Origin of the sequence: Streptomyces halobius, assembly GCF_023277745.1 — a bacterium.
Lineage (GTDB): Bacteria > Actinomycetota > Actinomycetes > Streptomycetales > Streptomycetaceae > Streptomyces > Streptomyces halobius.
In genome coordinates, this window is sequence record NZ_CP086322.1 from 2,345,695 (window position 1) to 2,363,303 (window position 17,609).

Consider the following 17,609-nt stretch of genomic DNA (forward strand, 5'->3'; position numbering starts at 1 on the left):
TGACGACGTGGTCGGCAATTGAGATAGGGGTGTGTCGGCCTGGCGGTTCGGCTGGCGGGTGATCAGCGGGAAACCCGGTGGGCGAGTACCGGTTCGGTGCTCGGCTTGCGGACAGTGGCCCTGCGGGCGGCGCGGTCGGAGACCAGACCGGCGACGGCTCGGTGGATTTCCGCGTAGGTTTCGCGGCGGGCGGTAAACCGCTGGAGCGGACGCCAGTGCCGGTGCCCGGCGTTGGCGTGTTCCACGCGGATCCGGGCGGCGGGGCGGCCATGCCACCGCGGGCGCGGTCCTGGTCGGCCCCGACGGCCGCATCCTGCACATCCACCACCTCGCCACCGGCAAGTGGCTGCTGCCCGGCGGCCACCTCGAACCGGAGGACAACACCCACCTGCAGGCCGCCGGCCGCAAGCTCACCGAGGAGACCGGTATTCCTACCCACGTGCTCACGCCGCACGGCGAGACCCCGCTGCAACATCGACGTCCACCCCATTGACGCCAACCCCGCCAAGCACGAGCCCGCCCACCAGCACTTCGATTTCCGCTTTCCCTTCCACACCACCGCCGACATCGGAGAACTCCAGACCGAAGAGGTCTCCGACGCCGCCTGGCGCGAGATCGACACCATCAGCGACGCGCCCCTGCGGCAGCACATCGCCGAGGCCCTGCTCAACCCGACAGCGACGCCGCGATGACCGGCCAGCCGCCCCCTTGCCGAGCCCTGGCCGATCACGGGCGAGCGAGAGCGGCAGGGACAGACAGGGACACGCCTGATCCACTTAGGCAGTGTCCTGGCGATCAATCCACACCCTCAGCCAGCGGGGGGCGGTGTTGGGGTGGCAGCAGAGGCGGCCCTGAGGATGGATGTGCCCAGGGTCGCGATGGGACGGCGGGGCCACAGTCGGCGCAAAGTGGTCTGGGCCGTGAGGCGCAGAGGCGGCTCTGTGGGGAGCCAATACTGTCCAGCGGTTTCTGTGTGGCGTTTGCGAGCTGGTTCCTGTTCCGTCGTAGACCGCAACCGGCGCGTACCGCCGGTGAGGCCGCAGCGTGGCCTGTCTGGGCAGGGAACGATCTTCGTGAGCCACAAGCGCACCGTGGCATCAAGGTCCTGGGTACCCGGATGGCGCAGGGTCGGTGGTCGCGGGTTCCGAAGGCTGCATCCCGCTTACGGTGTTCCTGGAGTTGGGGTGGGGGTGTCCGGGTTATCGGTGTGCCCCGGTTCGGTGCGTACGGACGAGATGCCGATCGCGAGGCAGCCCGATGAGGTGCCTGCGATGAGCATGCCGTGGCATGCAGCCAGTGCGTGAACTTTTGTCGCCAGGGGCAGTGTGTGCCCTGTTCGTGATTGCGGGTTCCAGATCCGTACCGTCTCGTCGCCGCCGCCGGTGGCCAGGCGCGGGTTGCCGTCGGCCGCGGTGAACGCCGCCACCGCCCGCACCGCGCGGTGGTGGCCGGTGAGGGGTTCGCCGATCTGGGTACCGGTGGCCGGGTCCCAGATCCGCACCGTCCCGTCGTCGCTGCCGGTGGCCAGGCGGACCGTGCCGTCCGCTGCGGTGAACACCGCCACCGCCCGCACCGCGCCACTGTGGCCGGTGAGGGGTTCGCCGATCTGGGTACCGGTGGCCGGGTCCCAGATCCGCACCGTCCCGTCGTCGCCTCCGGTGGCCAGGCGGACCGTGCCGTCGGCCGCGGTGAACACCGCCACCGCCCGCACCGCGCCACTGTGGCCGGTGAGGGGTTCGCCGATCTGGGTACCGGTGGCCGGGTCCCAGATCCGCACCGTCCCGTCGCCGCCGCCGGTGGCCAGGCGCGGGTTGCCGTCGGTCGCGGTGAACGCCGCCACCGCCCGCACCGCGCGGTGGTGGCCGGTGAGGGGTTCGCCGATCTGGGTGCCGGTGGCCGGGTTCCAGATCCGCACCCTCTCGTCGCCGCCGCCGGTGGCCAGGCGGACCGTGCCGTCCGCTGCGGTGAACGCCGCCACCGCCCGCACCGCGCGGTGGTGGCCGGTGAGGGGTTCGCCGATCTGGGTGCCGGTGGCCGGGTCCCAGATCCGCACCCTCTCGCCGCCGCCGGTGGCCAGGCGCGGGTTGCCGTCGGCCGCGGTGAACACCGCCACCGCCCGCACCGCGCCACTGTGGCCGGTGAGGGGTTCGCCGATCTGGGTGCCGGTGGCCGGGTTCCAGATCCGCACCGTCCCGTCGCCGCTGCCGGTGGCCAGGCGGACCGTGCCGTCCGCTGCGGTGAACGCCGCCACCGCGTACACCCCGCAGTGGAGGGTGAGGGGTTCGCCGATCTGGGTGCCGGTGGCCGGGTTCCAGATCCGCACCGTCCCGTCGTCGCTGCCGGTGGCCAGGCGCGGGTTGCCGTCGGCCGCGGTGAACGCCGCCACCGCGTACACCCCGCAGTGGAGGGTGAGGGGTTCGCCGATCTGGGTGCCGGTGGCCGGGTTCCAGATCCGCACCGTCTTGTCGTCGCTGCCGGTGGCCAGGCGCGGGTTGCCGTCGGCCGCGGTGAACGCCGCCACCGCGTTGACCCAGCGGTGGTGGCCGGTGAGGGGTAAACCGTCCCGAGTACCGGTGGCCGGGTCCCAGATCTGCACCCTGTTGTCCTCGTCGCCGGTGGCCAGGCGCGGGTTGCCGTCGGCCGCGGTGAACGCCGCCACCGCCCGCACCGCGCGGTGGTGGCCGGTGAGGGGTTCGCCGATCTGGGTGCCGGTGGCCGGGTTCCAGATCCGCACCCTCTTGTCGTCGCCGCCGGTGGCCAGGCGGACCGTGCCGTCCGCTGCGGTGAACACCGCAACCGCCCGCACCGCGCCACTGTGGCCGGTGAGGGGTTCGCCGATCTGGGTGCCGGTGGCCGGGTTCCAGATCCGCACCGTCTCGTCGTCGCCGCCGGTGGCCAGGCGGACCGTGCCGTCCGCTGCGGTGAACACCGCCACCGCGTACACCCAGTCACGGTGGCCGGTGAGGGGTTCGCCGATCTGGGTGCCGGTGGCCGGGTCCCAGATCCGCACCGTCCCGTCGCCGCTGCCGGTGGCCAGGCGCGGGTTGCCGTCGGCCGCGGTGAACACCGCCACCGCCCACACCGCGCGGTGGTGGCCGGTGAGTTGCAGGTGAAGTTGGCGTCGCTGGACGGCGCCGGCAATCAGGGTGGGGGGCCACTGGTTCGGGTGGTGGGAGTGCGTCTCGGTGGGGGGCGTGGCGCCTTGGATGTAGGTGGTGCCGAGTCGGCGCCACCACCGGCGCCATCCGGTTGTGCTGCCGGCCTGCTGGTCGGGGGCGGTGTCGCGGGCGTGGTGCTGGAGCAGGACGGTTCCGGCGATGGCGGGCGGCAGGTAGTGGGAGGGCAGGCCGTGGTTGAAGGCGGCGGTGGTGATGCTGGTGAGGTCGAGCGTGTCGAGTACGTCGATGTGGTCGGCGAGGGTGTCGAGGGCTCCGGCGACGTGGCCGAGGCGGGCGTGGGCGGCGAGGTGGTGGCGGATGTAGGGGCTGACGACCAGGGGCGGTGGTGGGGTGGTGGTGTCGTCGCTATGGGTGTCCAGGGTGTGGCGGGCGTGGTGGGTGAGGGCGGTGGTAAGGAGGGCGTGGGCCTGTGCGGCGCCGGGCGCGGTGGTGAAGTGTTCGGTGAAGGTGCGGTGGGCGAGGCGGTAGACGCTTCTTTCGTGTTCGTGGTCGAGGGCGAGGTAGGGGGCGGCGTCGCGGAGCAGGTCGGGGATGCTGCTGCCGGTGTCGGTGGGGGTGAGGGCGTCGGCGGCGTGGGCCCAGATGCCGTCCTGGTCGGGGAGGCCGCGGCCCTGGGCGAGGCCGAGGGAGTGGAGCAGGGGGGTGTAGGCGGGGTTGGTGTGGTGGAGGCGTTGGAGGGCGCGGGTGAAGAGTTGGCGGTGGGTGCGGCCGATCAGGGGGGTGGGGTCGGTGAGGAGGGTGGGGTCGTTGAGGAGTTCGTGGGCGGCGAGGCGGGCGTAGAGGAACTGCTGCGGTTCGGCGCCGTTGTGCTGGTGGTCGGTGACGAGGCGGTGGACGGTTTCCGCGATGTGGGTGTCGTCGGCGTGAAGGGTGCCGCGTCGTTTGGCGGCGTCGAGTTTGGCGCGCAGGTATCCGGCGAGGGCTTCCGGGTCCTGGGACACCTCGACGTATTGGAGGTCGCTCTCCGGGTCGGTTCCGTGGGCGGTCGGCCGGGGCCGGAGGGTGTCGAGAATGTCGGTGTCGGTGGGGGCGGGCTGGTCGGGGCCTTCGTGGGTGGAGCGGCGGGTGCCGATGACGACGCGGACCGTGGGCAGGGCGGCGAGGGGGCGCAGGAGGAGGTCGGCGATGGTGAGGGGTTGTTCGGCTTCGTCGAGGGCGTCGAACAGGAGGGTCAGCGGGGTCTGTCGTGTGCGGAGCCGGGTGATGAGTTGGGCGGTGAGGTCGGCGGGGGGCCGGCTGTCGGCGGCCTGCTGGGCGAGGTCGGGCAGGTCGGCGGCGTCGGCGAGGAGTTGGAGTGTGCGGGTGAGGGTGAGGCCGGAGAGGTGGGTGACGAGGTCGAAGGGGTCGTCGGGGCAGGGGGTTCCGGCGGGGAGGGGGTGCAGGTGGCCGTGGCGGGTGAGGATGTCGCGCAGGTGGCTGCGGGTGTGCAGGAGGACGTGTCCTAGGAGGGCGGATTTGCCGGCGCCGGCGGGGCCGGTGACCGCGAGGGCGCCGTGGGGGGCGGTGGTGAGCCAGTGGAGAATGCGATCGCGTTCCAGGGTGCGGCCGTGGAAGTACCAGGCGAGTTCGCCGAGTTCGGCGCCGGTGGCTTTGGGAAGGAAGTGGCGCTGTTCGTCGGTGGGGAGCTGGTCGATGACGGCTTGGAGTTCGGCGAGCTGGTCCAAGGGGGCGGAGCCGGTGGTGGCGGCGTCGGGGAGCAGGCGGACGAGCTGGTCGCGGCGGTCGTCGGCGGTGTCGGCGCGGTAGCCGCCGAGTTCGGCGGCGAGGTGGATGCCGAGGGTGGCGAGGCCGACGGCCGGCTGCCCGCGGAAGGTGACTGTCAGGGCCCGGTCGAGCGTTCGGGTGAAGGAGCCGAGTTCGGCGTAGCCCTCGGCCGCGGTGGACAGCAGCAGGTAGCGGTCGGCATCGGGGTACCGGGTGAGGAGTTCGATGTGGACGGCCTGGGCGAAGTTGCGGGAGAAGCAGGCGTCGAGGACGACGATGGCCCAGTTGCCCGCGGTATCGGGGTGGAGCTGGCGGCTGCCGATGGCGCGGGCGATCTCGTGCGCGGAGACACCGCTGGTGTTGCGCGCCGGGCTGCGGTAGTGGGCGAGGCTGTCGGCGCTTCCGTGACCGACCCAGTAGAGCACCGTGTTGCCGCTGCCGACAGGGGCTGTCTCGCCCGTCCAGATGCCGAGCCGGTCCTCGACCGCCTGCCTGTCCCGTTCCTCCCCCGCGACGGCCCACCGGTTGAGGCGCAGGCCGTAGGGGGCGAGCAGGTCGGCGATCGCCCGCACATGCTTGTCGGTCTCCAGGTGCGGGTGGTGCCGGTAGGTGGTGAAGTTCACCGGGAACAGTTCGACCGCGCCGTCATCGGCACCGGCAGGGGCCGGGTGCGGGGTGTCGGCCGGGGTGGTGGGAGTGGTCATGGCGTGCTGCCGGGTTCACGCGTCGGGCGGGCTGACGAGTACGAGTTGGGAGATGGGCACATGGGATCCGGTGTCCAGGACCACGCGGTACAGGTCCGGCGCGTCGGGGGTGAAACGGGCGGACCAGGTCCGGTCGGGGCCGCCGGTGAGAGTGAGCGGGTGGTTCAGGCGGCCGGTGGTGGCACTGCGGACGCTCAGGCGCACGCCCGCGGGGGTGTCCAGGCCGGTGACCCTCAGGGTGAGCGGCTCGCCGAAGTTCCCGCCGAGGTGGGGAGTTTCCAGGCCGGGCCCATCCCCGCTGCCGTCACCGCCCAGGTGGGCGCCCTGCGGGCGCTCCAGGGCGATACGGCGCACCTGGCGCAGGACTTCGTCGTGGCGGGGCAACGTGCCGTGCTGGCCGAACACGTAAATGTTCGCCTCGGTGCCCGCCTGGGCGGACGGCCCGTGGACGGTGCCGTCGCCGTAGGTGTTGCGCCGGGCGGGGATCCCGGTGAGCGAGTCGCGGACGAGCTCGCCGTCCTCGCCCACGTCGAAGGCGTGGTGGCGGCCCACGGCGACCCCGCGGCCGGCCCGCTCATGCTCGTCCAGGGTCTGCACGGTGACCTGGGCATCGCCGACGATTGCCCGGTGCCCCGGCATCGTGAACGGGCTCTCGCGGTGGCGCGTGTGCTCGTCGAGGGCGCGCGCGGCCAGGTGCGCGTCGCCGCCGAACCGGGCGACGTCCGCGGGTGTGAGGCGCTCGACGTCGAGGCCTCGGTCCAGGCAGCGGTAGCCGGGCAGCAGGTCGTGGACGCCCGGCAGCGTCGCCGCCATCGCCTGGACGTGCCGCAGCAGCCATGCCGGCTTCGCCCCGGCGTGCAGGAGGTTGAGCGCGAGGACGGACTTCGCCGAGCCCAGGAACGGCGTCCCGACGGTGATCACCGCTCGGGTGTCGGCCGCGAGTTCCGGGTCCTGTTCCAGAGCGGCCCGCACCACGAGCCCGCCCATGGAGTGGGCGGCGAACAGCAGCCGCGACTGCCGCTCGCCTGCCGCGCGCCACTCGGGCCGGGCTGCCACCTGCTCCCGCCACCGTGCGAGGTGCGCACGGGCCTCACGGGCTAGCAGGGCCCCGTTGTAGGCGACGGCCAGGCGCCAGTCGTACGGGAATGGTGCCACCGCGCGCGGATTTAGGGTGACGCTCTGCAGCGCCTTGTGGAGGTCGGTGTAGGGGTCGAGGCCTTCGAAGACTGGCAGCCACCATGGTTTGGTCAGCAGCGTGGTGGCACGGATGCGGGTCAGCGGGTTGCGCCGGGCGGTGTCGTCGTCGGCGGCCTGCTCCTGCCCATTGGCGTGCAGAGTTCCGAGGAAGCCCTTGCCAGTCAGCGGGTCGGTGAGCATCCCAGGGTCCGCGCCCCACAGCTCGGCGCCCGTCGCGGTGTCCTCCAGGACGCTGCCCATGATGCCCGGCACGACGATGCAGGCGTCCCTGGTCCGGTCCTCGAACACCGGCGGCACGCCGGCGTACGGCACAGCCCGGCGGTGCCCGTCCCCGTCATCCCCCACAATCCCCATGCCACCGACGATAAGGGAGCACACCCACCGCCCGCGTGGGCTTCGCCGAGAACGCCCCGCGGCCCAGGAGCCGATCGCAATACCCAGTGTTGGTGTTCCTCCGAATCGTCGGCCGGGCCAGGCCCCACGACTGGACCGTATCCCGGCGATCCGGGGAGCCGTTGACAGGACCATGGGATATAGGGGCGACCTGACGGATACCCAGTGGGCGCGGCTGGAGCCGCTCCTGCCGGTGAGCAACGGGCGTTGCGGCAGGTGGCGGGACCATCGCCAGGTCGTGAACGGGGTGCTCTACCGGATCCGGACAGGCGTGCAGTGGCGTGACCTGCCGGAGCGGTATGGGCCGTGGAAGACAGTGCACGAGCGGCACCGACGCTGGTCAGCAGACGGAACGTGGGAGGTGCTCCTGCAACGGATCCAGGCCGAGGCCGACGCGGCAGGCGAGATCGACTGGGACATCTCAGTCGACTCCACCATCGTGCGGGCGCATCAGCACGCCGCCGGCGCCCGCACCGACCCGCCGTCGGCTCCTGTGTCAAGGGGGGACGGACCAGCAGAACACCAGGGCGAGACACCGTGGCAGAGCCTCGTCGCCCGCCTGGTGGAGGCGGCGCGGGAGGCGAGGGCCTTGGTCGCTCGCGCGGCGGGTTCACCACCAAGCTCCACCTGAGTGTGGCGGACGGCCGCTGCCGGCCGCTCTCCCTGGTCGTCACACCAGGACAGCGGGCGGACTGCACCCAGTTCAAGCCCGTGCTGGAGAAGATCCGCGTCCCCCGTATCGGGCCGGGCAGACCCCGCAGTAAACCTGACACCCTCGCCGCGGACAAGGCATACAGCAACGGGCCCTGCCGCGAGTACCTGCGGCACCGGGGCATCCGGCATACCATCCCGGAGAAGACCGATAGCCAGGCCGCCCGCCTGCGCAGAGGTACACGTGGCGGGCGCCCACCGGGGTTCGACGAAGAGCGGTACAAGAAGCGCAACACTGTCGAACGGGCGATCAACCGGCTCAAGCACGCACGAGCCGTAGCGACCCGTTATGACAAGCGCGGCTACATCTTCCTCGGCACGGTTACCGCAGCAGCCTTGGTCATTTGGCTTCGAACGTGATCGTCCGGACAAGTCCTAGACCCCTGATTCGTTCCCGAAGATCGTTTGGGAGAAATCCGCGAGAAGATCTTGGTCGGCTTCACCCAGGCGGATGGCCTCCGTTGAGCCAGCCCCACACTGCGGGTCTCGCCGACCCCCGGCCATGTCCCCAGCTAGGCCGTGTCTCTTAACTGCGGGCACGCGCGAGGGGCTTCGGCCGAGCCTCGTAGAATCGCGGTATGGCATTCACAAGCACTCCGCACTGCTGCTTCCACTGATCGGGAGGCTGTGAGGGCGATGCCGGACGGCATCGCCCTCCTTGGTGTGCCTGCCGCATGACCCGCGTTTCGGCGCTGCCCGCATCGAGGGCCGACGCCGATCCGTTCCTCCTGGGACGGCCATCTTCTGAGCGCGCGTTGCAGGCACGGTCCCTTCCCTTCACCGTTGCCAGGAGTGTCTTATGCCTGTTTCGCTTCACCCTGCCCTCGAATCGTTCCTCGCTCTCCTGCGCTGTCCGACGTGCGGCGCTTGTCTCCACCCCGACCGCGGCGCGCTGCGCTGCCCGGCGGGCCACACCTTCGACATCTCCCGTCATGGCTATGTCAGCCTCCTGACGGGCACCCGCGCCACCAGCGGCGACGACGCGGCCATGGCCCGAGCCCGGGACCGGTTTCTGGCCACCGGCAGGTACGGGCCGATCCGCCGGATCGTGGCTCACCTGGCGGCCGACACCGTGCCCGGGCAGAGCACCGTGGTGGACGTGGGGTGCGGCACGGGCTACTACCTGGCCGGCGTCCTCGATCAGCTGCCCGATGCCCGCGGTCTGGGCCTGGACACCTCGGTGCGCGCCCTGCGCGCGACGGCCCGTGCCCATGAGCGAGCAGCTGCCGCGACCTGGGACGTCTTCCGTCCCCTCCCGCTGGCCGACGGGATGGCTGACGTCGTGCTGGACGTGTTCGCCCCGCGCAACCCATCCGAGTTTCACCGGGTGCTGCGCCCGGGCGGTCGGCTGGTCGTAGTGCGTCCGACCGGGCGGCACCTGCGTGAATTGCGCAGCCAGGTGTCCGGAATGGTCGCGATCGACCCGGCCAAGGAACGTCGCCTGCACAAGGTGCTGGCCCCTTTCTTCGAGGCCGCGGGCACCGAGCTGGTCGAGTACGTCACGTCCTTGACCCGACCGGAGGCCCTTGATCTGGTGGGGATGACGCCGAGCGCACGCCATCTGAACGGTGCGGACCTGGGCGATTACGGTCTCGTGCCCGACAAGGTCACCGTCTCCGTGCTGGCCACCGCCTACCAGCCTCGGTGACCACAAGCGGGCGCACGCGCCTACTGGCCGACGAGCAGTGGGCACGTCTGGCGCCCTGCTTTCCCTGCAACACGGGGAAGGTAGGGCGCCCGTTCGCCGACCACCGCCGCATCATCGAGGGAATCATCTACCGGTACCGCACCGGCATCCCCTGGCGAGACCTGCCCCACGAGGTGTTCGGACCCTGGCAGACGGTGTGGACGACATCGCAGGTGGGCCGCTGACGGCACGTGGGACTCGGTTCTGGCGCAACTGACCTCCCAGGCAGACTCGGTCGGCGAGATCGACTGGACGGTCTCAGTGGACTCGACGATCAACCGGACTCATCAGCACGCCACGAACACGACTCGGCCGGAGTCGGACACCAGCGCCGCCACCCGCCGCGGCCAGAGCGAGGCTACGGTGATCGACCGTGAACCTGCGGCGCACGCAGTAGGCCGATCCCGCGGCGGCCTGACAACCAAAATCCATCACGCCGTGGACGGCAACGGCCGCCCACTGGCCATCGTGGTCACCCCGGGCCAGGTCCACGACGGACAGATCCTGCCGCTCCTGCTGAGCGATATCCGGGTCCCGCGATGCGGCCGAGGCAGGCCACGAACCACACCGGACGCCCTGCTCGGAGACAAGGCGTACTCCTGCAAACAGATCCGCGCAGACCTCGCGTGCCGCGGCATCCGCGCTGTCATCCCCGAACGTACCGACCAGCAGGCAAACCGCAAGAGAAGAGCCGTGACGGCGGCAGGACCCGCATCCTGGACACCGAAACGGGTCTGTAAAACGTTCGGCCCTGTCTCATTTTCGGTGGTGACGGAGCGCTGCTATCCGAGGAGGATGCGGTGGCGAAGCAGGGTGAAGCCTGCTCGTCCGTGCATCTGGCGCGCGATCCGCTTGGTCTTGGTGTTGACACCCTCGGTGGGGCCGTTGCTGTACGGAAGCGTGAGCCCGGCGATCACGGCGTCGAGGTCCCGGTCCAGGCCCCGGGCGAAGGCATGCAGGTGGGGCAGGTCGGCGCCGCGGACCTGGGTGGCCCAGCGCGTGAGCGCGTCGGCATTGTCGGCGTGAGGCGCAAGCAGCGGGGCGAAGGCCCTGATATCTGCAGCCGGTTGGGTCATCTCGGGGCAGGCGGCGGTGAGCTTGGCCAGGAGCTCGTGTTGCTCGTCCTTGAGGTTGTCGGGCCTGGTCAGCAGCATCCGGGCGAGCCTGCGTGGGGAGATATGGCTGCGGTCGGAGTCCGTACGGCCCTGGTTGATGTACTTGTGCAGGAGGTTCAGGCAGCCCGTGAAGCCGAGGGCCTTGATCTCTTCGAAGAGGTGCTTGACGGGGACGCCGGGGTCCTGGGCCCGGCGTCTGCGCAGGTGCTCGCGGTAGGGATCGACCAGGCGCGGTACTTGGGGGCGCGGAGCATGCGCTCGGGCCGGTCGGCGCGGGCATGGCGTTTGACGGTATTCAGGGCCAGTTGCAGGCGGCGGGCGCATTCGAGCAGGCCCACGCCCTGGTCGAGCAGGCCGTGGACCTGGTGCCAGCGTTCGAGGGTGGTCCGGGCGCGGGGCCCGTCGTGGATGGGCTCGCCCAGTACGGTGGCCCAGCAGGTGCTGTGCGCTTTGACCTCGCTCAGAGCGGCTTCGCACAGGTTGTGCCACACATGCCGGCGATCGGCAACCTGGACCGCGTCAGGCAGAGCGCGCCGGATCGCCTCAGCACAGGTCGCCGAGCCGTCACGGCACACGACCTCGACGCCCGGATGCTCGCGCAGCCACACCTGAAGGGTGTCGGCCCTGCGGCCGGGCAGCACGTCGATCCGCTCATGGGTCTCGGCGTCGATGATCACGGTGGCATAACGGTGCCGCCGGCGCAGAGCGAAGTCATCGACACCGGTCACCCGGGGCACCCGCCCAGACGGGCGGCGGGATCCGCAACAGCGTGCGCAGAGCCGTGTGACGCGACAGGCTCACCGCCATTATCGCCAGCAAACGCGCCCCGGCTCGGCCCGCTAACTCTTGACCACGGTCTTGACTTGCCTGGTCAGACGGACGGTTCGCCGCTGGTATCGGTCCAGCACTCCGGGCACCTGCTCGCGGAAGGTGCGGCGGCAGCCGCGCGTGGGACACACCGGACGCCGCACCCGCACACGGACCACCACCCGGCGTTCATCGACCGGCACGTCGGCCACCGTCCGCCAGTGATAGCCGTGCACACGTTCCGACGAGGCCCCGCACACCGGGCAGACCGCAGTGTCCCGCGGAGTCCGTGCCCGCACCACGATCCGCTCACCTTCGTCGACCACATCCTCGATGACCAGCGGGGACAAACCCGAAAACACCGTCTGCACGAGCTCATTGACATCCTTCACGCGAATGTCAACGACCCATCACGACTCTCCGTCACCACCGAAAGTGAGACAGGGCCGTTCGTTTGACAGACCCCTCGCCGGGCGCGTACCGGCGTCGAATCTCTGCAATGCCGTTGGCGAGTTGTTCGTCGGCGAATGACGACAGCATCGACATTCACCGGTTGGCCACCAGCCCCATCCAGTGGTTCCGGTCGACGCGTACCTGATATTCCTCGCACCCGTAGTTGGTGATGAGTCCGGATTCCCGCATGTGGTTCGGCGATGGTCTCTGGCCGCCTGACCGTCTTGCCCACGTCGTAGCGGGTGGCGGGTGGCGGTTCTTCGAGCCGAGCGGCCTGCCGGGGCCAGGCCGGTTGCCCCAGATCACGGGCGAGGAAGGCGAGAGCACCCCGGGCAAACGGGAACGAAGGCGCAGCCGACGACGACGCCGAGCACGCTCGAAGGCCGCCCGGCTAGGCCGCTCACGCGGCGGAGGACTGACCGGCAAGGTCCACCTCGCCGCCGAGCGACGCTGCCGCCCGCTCTCCTTCGAGCTGACCGAGGGCCAGGCCGCCGACACCCCGCACTTCATCCCGATCCTGGACAAGGTCAAGGTCCGCGGCTCCATCGGACGCCCGCGCACCCGGCCCGACGCAGTCGTCGGAGAGAAGGCGTACTCCTCCAAGGCCAAGGCGCCTATCTGCGCGAAAGAGAGGTCAAGGCGGTCATCCCAGAGAAGACCGACCAGGCGGCCAACCGGAAGAAGAAGGGTAGCCCGGGGCGGGCGTCCCATCTCCCATGACGCCGAGCTCTACCGTGACCGCAACACGGTGGAACGCTGCATCAACAAGATCAAGGCATGGCGGGGCTCGCCACGCGCTATGACAAGACGCCCGAGAGCTACCTCGCCGCCCTCCACCTGCGCGGAGCGGTCATCTGGCTCCGCAGCCTCCACCCCACCGCATGATCACGACTCGAGACAGGCCCTAACTTGCCGGGCGCTTCAACTACCCCCGGGCGAAGAGTCGTTGCCGACTGTAGGGGCACCCACTGACAATCGGGCCTCCAACGCCCTGACCCGCCCATCACGCCGTACGCCGGATCGCCGGGGCCTGCGGCACAGGGACCGCAGGTCCGGCCTGCTGGGCAGCACGCTCAGCTCGGGCACGGCGCAGCGCCATGGCGCGCACGGCATCGGCCTCCCGGCGACGCTGGGCGCGGACGGTCTCGATCGGGCTCGGCCCGTCGTCCGCAGCCGGCTCCGGAAAGGCGCGCTGGCTCAGCTGACGCAGGGCGCGGTTCTGCCGCTCTATGGCGGCCGCGATGGCCGGTCGACGTGCCGCTCGGGCCGGGCCTGCTGGTGCGCGGCAAGCGCTTGGCGGAAGCCGTCCGAGGCCTTTTCACGTGTCTTGACCGGCTCCTCGGAGGCGGGTGCCGCCGCCGTGGCGGGTATCGGCTCGCGGGGTGCCGGGGCTGTCGCACCGACGGGAAGGACGCGGACCGTGCGGACCGCTTGCGTGCCTGTCACTCGTTCGCCGCGGCGACGATCCGGTCGCTGACCAGCCGGAGCTGGGTGGCGTATGCGGGCGAGTCGGGGCGCAGGTCCAGCTGCCCGTTCTCCGGGTGGAAGGCCACGGCCCGGACGTGGTCGGGCAGTTGCGGTGCGACGGCGGCTGCGATGTCCGGCCACTGGTCCAGCACGGTCCCGCCGGCCGCCGGGAGCTGCCAGGCCCGGTCGGCCATCAGGCTCTGGAGAACGGCGGCGAACCCTTGCGGGTCCCGCCCGTCACGCCGAACGACACGTTCCTGACGGCGACGCGGCGCACGGGCGTCGGTGGCGCCGCACTTCTTCGCGGCCTCGCGCGCGGCGTGCAGGGTGACCCGGGCCAGGTCGACACCGGACAGCACGAGAAGGATGGCTGGGCGACGTCGAGCAACTGACCGTCAGCCTCACCGCCACCGACGACAAGATCAGCCAGATTGAGGCCAATGAGAGACGGAAGAGCTCGCCGGTGTTCGTCGGCACGCCGCCGATCAACCAACTCGTAGTTCGGGAAGCCCAAATCCAGAACAAGACCGAGTAGCCGCGACGCAGTCGGACGCCAGGCAGTGTCCGATAGGTCGTGTGACTGGGCCGTGGGCGTCCTTCTCGGCCTGTTGGGCCGCTTCACTGGCCGCTGGTTCGGCGCACTGCGGTGAGGGCGGCGCGGATAGCCGTCGTCGTAGGGTGCCCCGCTCCCAGCAGCCGTACCGCGTCGGTGAGGGCTCGCTCGTACAGGGGGATTGCGAGGTCCGGGCGCCCCGTCGCCGCGTACGCGGCGGCGAGGTCGAGGCGTACCGCCCCGGTGTCCGGATGGTCCTCCCCGACACTGCGTACCGTGGCGTCGAGGGTCTGCTCGAGCAGTGGAACGGCCAGGTCCAGGTGGCCTCTGCGCGCGTGTGTGGCGGCGAGGTTGTGGCGCACAGTGCGCGTCAGCTCATGGGTGTCCCCCAGGTTGCGCGCCGCGTCGCGAAGGGCCTGCTCGTACACCGGAAGGGCCCGGTCGGGGCGGCCCGCCGCCACGAGCGCGCCTGCGAGGTCGTTGCCGGAGACAACGGTGAGGGGAGAGCCGGCTCCGAGGACCCGCTCCCGGTCGGCCAAGGTCTGCTCGTATAGCGGGATGGCCCGTTTCAGGTCTCCCGCCGCCTCATAGGCGTCGGCGAGGCCACCACGCGTCGCGAGGGTGTGCGGGTGGTCGGCTCCGAGGAGCCGCTCACGGTCGCCGAGGACCCGCTCGTACAGGGGGACGGCGCGGCCGAGGTCACCCACGGCCGCGTAGGCGCCGGCGAGGTTGTTGCGCATGATCAGGGTGTGCAGGTGGTGCTCGCCGAGGATCCGCACCGCGTCCTCGGCGATCTCGCGGTGCAGCGGAAGGGCCCGCGCGGGGTCTCCCGCCGCCGTGTAGGCGAAGGCCAGGTTGTTTCGCGCGATCAGGGTGTCCGGGTGGTCCCGGCCAACGGTGCGGATCCGGTCGTGCAGGGTCTGCTCGAACAGCGGCAGCGCCCTGGCGAGATTCCCGGCCGACTGGTGAGCCTGGGCGAGGTTGTTGCGCGTGGACAGGGTATGCGGATGGTCTGTGCCCAGAACCCGCTCCCGGTCCCTGAGGGTGTCCTCCAGGAGGGAGAGGGCCCGGGCCGCGTCTCCTTTGAACTCGTATGCCCGTGCAAGGTTGTTGCGCACGGTGAGGGTGACGGGACCGGTGTCGCCCAGTTCCCGTGCGGCGGCGGTGAGGGCGCGTTCGTAGTAGGTGATCGCGCGGCTCGTGTCGCCCTGGTGGGTGAGAAAGAGGCCGGCCTCGTTGAGCACCCTTCCGATGTCTTCGGAGGTGTCCGTCTCGGGGGGCGAGTGGTCGATGAGGGCGTCGATGTGCGGCGTCAGAGCCCGCCAGGCGGGCCAGGTGGCGGGGTCCAGCGATGTGGCGGGCAGCGCCGCCTGCAGGTGGGCGGCCGCGGCCCGGCGGGCGCGGTCGACGAGGTCCGGGGTGCGGTGGGGGTCGCGGGGGTCGGGGGTGCGGGCCAGGGCCTGCACGAGGCGGTGCACGGCGAGGGTGCCGGTGGCGGGGTCGGCGGTCGCCATGCTGTAGGCGGTGAGCAAGCCCAGGGCGCCGGTGGCCTCCGGGGTGCCCGGCACACCGCCGAGGAGGCCGACGGGGATGCGGTCGGGCGCGTACCAGGCCAGGAGACGCAGCAGGTCGGTGGCCAGGGGCTGGGTCCGCCGGATCCGGTCCAGCGTCAGATTCCAGACGCGGGCGACAGTGCGTTCGCTGTCGGCGCCGGGGACGCCGCCGGCCCCGTAGAGGTCCGCCGGGTACCGGGCCAGGAGGCCGAGGTAGCCACGGGGCGTCAGCAGCGGGGCCTGGGCGAGATAGGCGGCGGCCTGCTCGACGGCAAGGGGCAGGTGACCGAGCTCGGCGCACAGTTCGGCGGCGCCGTCCATGTCGCGCGGGTCGGCGCCGGCCGTGGCGATACGGGTGAGCAGCGCCAGTGACGCGTTCTCGTCCAGGACGTCCAGGCGGACCACGGTGGCTGCGTCATGCCACACGGTCGCGAGCCTGCTGGTGATCAGGAAGCGGCCGCCTCGGGCTCGGTCGAGCAGAGGGGCGATATCCCGGGGATCATTGACGTTGTCCAGCACCAGCAGCCAACCGCCGTGGGTGGCCAGCCACTGCAGGGCGCGCTCGGTCAGGTCGGCGGCGCGCAGCACCTCGGCCAGGGCGGGTTGCAGCGCGCTGGCCAGGTCGGCGAGGCCCCGCTGGACGGAGGCGGCGCTGTCGGCGGTGATCCAGCGGATGGGCGCGCAGCCCGCCGCGTGGGCGCGGGTGACCGCCCAGTGGGCGGCCAGGGCGCTCTTGCCGATGCCGCCGAGCCCGTGCACCGCCTGCACCACCACCTCGCCGGGGTGGGAAAGGACCTTGTCCAGCCGGTCGAGTTCGGCAGTGCGTCCCACGAAGGCACCCCGCCGGGGAAGGTTATCCAGCCCGGGCGGGGCGTCCACATCAGCGGGCGGCAGCAGAGCCTGGGGTGGCAGCATCAGGGCACGGGCGCCGTCTCCGGTCTGCGCGACCCCGTAGAAGCCGCCGGGCGCCGCGATGGCAATGGAGCGCGGGCCCGACGCGTCGGCGTGGACAGGCGTAGGCGGACCCTGGGCATGCCGCTGATCACGCGCCGGCCGCTCACGTCGGCGCTTGCGGAACAGAGGCGTCATCGCGGTGCCCCGCCGGAGGTGTCACCGGTGGCGAGGCGGCCGTGGTTGTCGCCTGCGATGGCGATGGACTGGTCACCGGACGCGGTTGCAGTGGCCGCAGACGGCGGAGGCCCGGAAGGGGGCGGTGCCGGAGGATCCGGAGAGGGCGGCGACACGAGCCCGGGAGATGCCGCACTGGTGGAGATGTCACCCCTGTTGCAGCCGCCGATGGCCACCGAGCCCGCTCCCGAGGCGGTCGCCGACGCCAGGTCCGCGCCGGGCCGGCCTGTGGCGGGTGGGGTGCCGCAGGTGGCGAACCCGTGACCCCACATGGCCGCCAGGGCGGACAGAGCCGCCCCCACCCCGCAGGCCACGGCCCACCGCACGGCCGGGTCCTCCATCACGGAGCGCAGTAACGCCCCACAGATCCAGGTGCCACTGGCGAACGCGGCCACCGTCGCCACGGCCGCGACCGCCCATCTGCCCAACAGCCCCATAAGCCCCCCCGGCGCGATCACTCTCGGCGCTTCCACCATGCCACTAAGGGCCCGGACTCGTACCCCTTTCGATGATGCTTGTCCGGCCAGCCGTCGGGGCGGCGCGGCCAGGCGCAGCAGTCCGTGTCCAGCCCCGCCAGCAGCCTGTCGGGACAGCACACCTGGATGCACCTAGATGGCCTCTCTCGCTGCTCTTCATGGGCATCGCGGGCGGTCTGGAGGCCCACACGTTCAACATCAACATGGTCGCCCGTCCTTTTTCCCAGGGCCTGCCGTCCGTGCGGGACCGCAGCCTCCGCGTACGGCAGGGGCTTGAGCTTGCGGTCCATGGTGTTGTTGCCGGGTGATACGAGCTCGGCGACCAGCCGCGCCCAAGCTCGCCGGACGGTTCTGCGAGCGGCGGCGGTGAGATTCCCGCCGCCGACTCACCTAGATCCGTATCGGCCCCAGCGCCGGAGGGACAAGGGGACGAAGTCCCCCCCAATGGCGTAATCCGCGAAGGCGGCGACAGACGGGAGACG

10 protein-coding genes and 4 pseudogenes are annotated in these 17,609 nt (G+C 71.3%); 7 read left to right on the plus strand and 7 right to left on the minus strand.

Annotation, left to right across the window (positions count from 1 at the left end):
- Positions 1-62 precede the first annotated feature (62 nt).
- Entirely contained in the window at positions 63-245 is a 183-nt protein-coding gene (locus K9S39_RS11110; RefSeq protein ID WP_248863198.1) for a hypothetical protein, read from the minus strand.
- Positions 246-319: 74 nt separating this feature from the next.
- Between K9S39_RS11110 and K9S39_RS11115 the strand changes: the two genes are divergently transcribed.
- Positions 320-493 (plus strand): NUDIX domain-containing protein, encoded by a 174-nt coding sequence (locus K9S39_RS11115; protein ID WP_248868683.1) that lies wholly within the window; start codon positions 320-322, stop codon positions 491-493.
- On the opposite strand, the gene K9S39_RS11120 is transcribed toward K9S39_RS11115, so the two are convergent.
- The 3 genes from K9S39_RS11120 to K9S39_RS11130 form a co-directional block, all read right to left on the minus strand.
- On the minus strand, positions 444-776 hold the full coding sequence (locus K9S39_RS11120) for a hypothetical protein (RefSeq protein ID WP_248863199.1): 333 nt from the start codon (positions 774-776) through the stop codon (positions 444-446). The two genes, K9S39_RS11115 and K9S39_RS11120, sit on opposite strands and share 50 nt — an antisense overlap.
- A 386-nt stretch (positions 777-1,162) precedes the next feature.
- A complete protein-coding gene (locus K9S39_RS11125; protein ID WP_248863200.1) occupies positions 1,163-5,587 on the minus strand; it encodes a WD40 repeat domain-containing protein in 4,425 nt (1,474 codons plus the stop codon).
- 15 nt (positions 5,588-5,602) lie between these two features.
- The gene (locus tag K9S39_RS11130; RefSeq protein WP_248863201.1) at positions 5,603-7,138 is read right to left on the minus strand and encodes a lipase/acyltransferase domain-containing protein; all 1,536 of its coding nucleotides are present in this window, start codon (positions 7,136-7,138) and stop codon (positions 5,603-5,605) included.
- A gap of 172 nt (positions 7,139-7,310) precedes the next feature.
- On the opposite strand from K9S39_RS11130, the pseudogene K9S39_RS11135 reads away from it, so the two are divergent.
- The 3 genes and pseudogenes from K9S39_RS11135 to K9S39_RS11145 all read left to right on the plus strand — a co-directional run.
- A pseudogene (locus tag K9S39_RS11135) lies at positions 7,311-8,248 on the plus strand (IS5 family transposase).
- A gap of 439 nt (positions 8,249-8,687) precedes the next feature.
- Positions 8,688-9,536, plus strand: coding sequence for a putative RNA methyltransferase (locus K9S39_RS11140; protein ID WP_248863202.1), 849 nt, complete (start codon positions 8,688-8,690; stop codon positions 9,534-9,536).
- Positions 9,533-10,306: pseudogene (locus K9S39_RS11145) on the plus strand (IS5 family transposase); the annotation flags it as partial. The gene K9S39_RS11140 and the pseudogene K9S39_RS11145, both read left to right, overlap by 4 nt.
- A 51-nt stretch (positions 10,307-10,357) precedes the next feature.
- Here the strand turns inward: K9S39_RS11145 and K9S39_RS11150 are convergent.
- Positions 10,358-11,889 (minus strand): annotated as a pseudogene (locus K9S39_RS11150) (ISL3 family transposase).
- Between the two features lie 533 nt (positions 11,890-12,422).
- Between K9S39_RS11150 and K9S39_RS42975 the strand changes: the two are divergent.
- Positions 12,423-12,698 (plus strand): annotated as a pseudogene (locus K9S39_RS42975) (IS5/IS1182 family transposase); the annotation flags it as partial.
- 694 nt (positions 12,699-13,392) lie between these two features.
- Here K9S39_RS42975 and K9S39_RS11160 read toward each other — a convergent pair.
- Together K9S39_RS11160 and fxsT are read right to left on the minus strand one after the other, a co-directional pair.
- Positions 13,393-13,776: a DciA family protein gene (locus tag K9S39_RS11160; protein ID WP_248863203.1), complete on the minus strand. Its 384-nt coding sequence runs from the start codon at positions 13,774-13,776 to the stop codon at positions 13,393-13,395.
- A gap of 259 nt (positions 13,777-14,035) precedes the next feature.
- On the minus strand, positions 14,036-16,612 hold the full coding sequence (gene fxsT, locus K9S39_RS11175) for an FxSxx-COOH system tetratricopeptide repeat protein (protein WP_283112301.1): 2,577 nt from the start codon (positions 16,610-16,612) through the stop codon (positions 14,036-14,038).
- A gap of 177 nt (positions 16,613-16,789) precedes the next feature.
- On the opposite strand from fxsT, the gene K9S39_RS42055 reads away from it, so the two are divergent.
- Together K9S39_RS42055 and K9S39_RS11180 are read left to right on the plus strand one after the other, a co-directional pair.
- Positions 16,790-16,915 carry a hypothetical protein gene (locus K9S39_RS42055; RefSeq protein WP_283112302.1) on the plus strand — a complete coding sequence of 42 codons (126 nt, stop codon included), beginning with the start codon at positions 16,790-16,792 and terminating at the stop codon, positions 16,913-16,915.
- 370 nt (positions 16,916-17,285) lie between these two features.
- The gene (locus tag K9S39_RS11180; protein ID WP_248863204.1) at positions 17,286-17,435 is read left to right on the plus strand and encodes a hypothetical protein; all 150 of its coding nucleotides are present in this window, start codon (positions 17,286-17,288) and stop codon (positions 17,433-17,435) included.
- Positions 17,436-17,609: the final 174 nt, after the last annotated feature.

Excerpts from the sequence above, each read along its gene's own strand:
- K9S39_RS11125 (WP_248863200.1), bottom strand. The coding sequence starts at position 5,587 with ATGACCACTCCCACCACCCCGGCCGACACCCCGCACCCGGCCCCTGCC.
- K9S39_RS11130 (WP_248863201.1), bottom strand. The coding sequence starts at position 7,138 with ATGGGGATTGTGGGGGATGACGGGGACGGGCACCGCCGGGCTGTGCCG.
- K9S39_RS11140 (WP_248863202.1), top strand. The coding sequence starts at position 8,688 with ATGCCTGTTTCGCTTCACCCTGCCCTCGAATCGTTCCTCGCTCTCCTG.
- fxsT (WP_283112301.1), bottom strand. The coding sequence starts at position 16,612 with ATGACGCCTCTGTTCCGCAAGCGCCGACGTGAGCGGCCGGCGCGTGAT.
- K9S39_RS11180 (WP_248863204.1), top strand. The coding sequence starts at position 17,286 with ATGGGCATCGCGGGCGGTCTGGAGGCCCACACGTTCAACATCAACATG.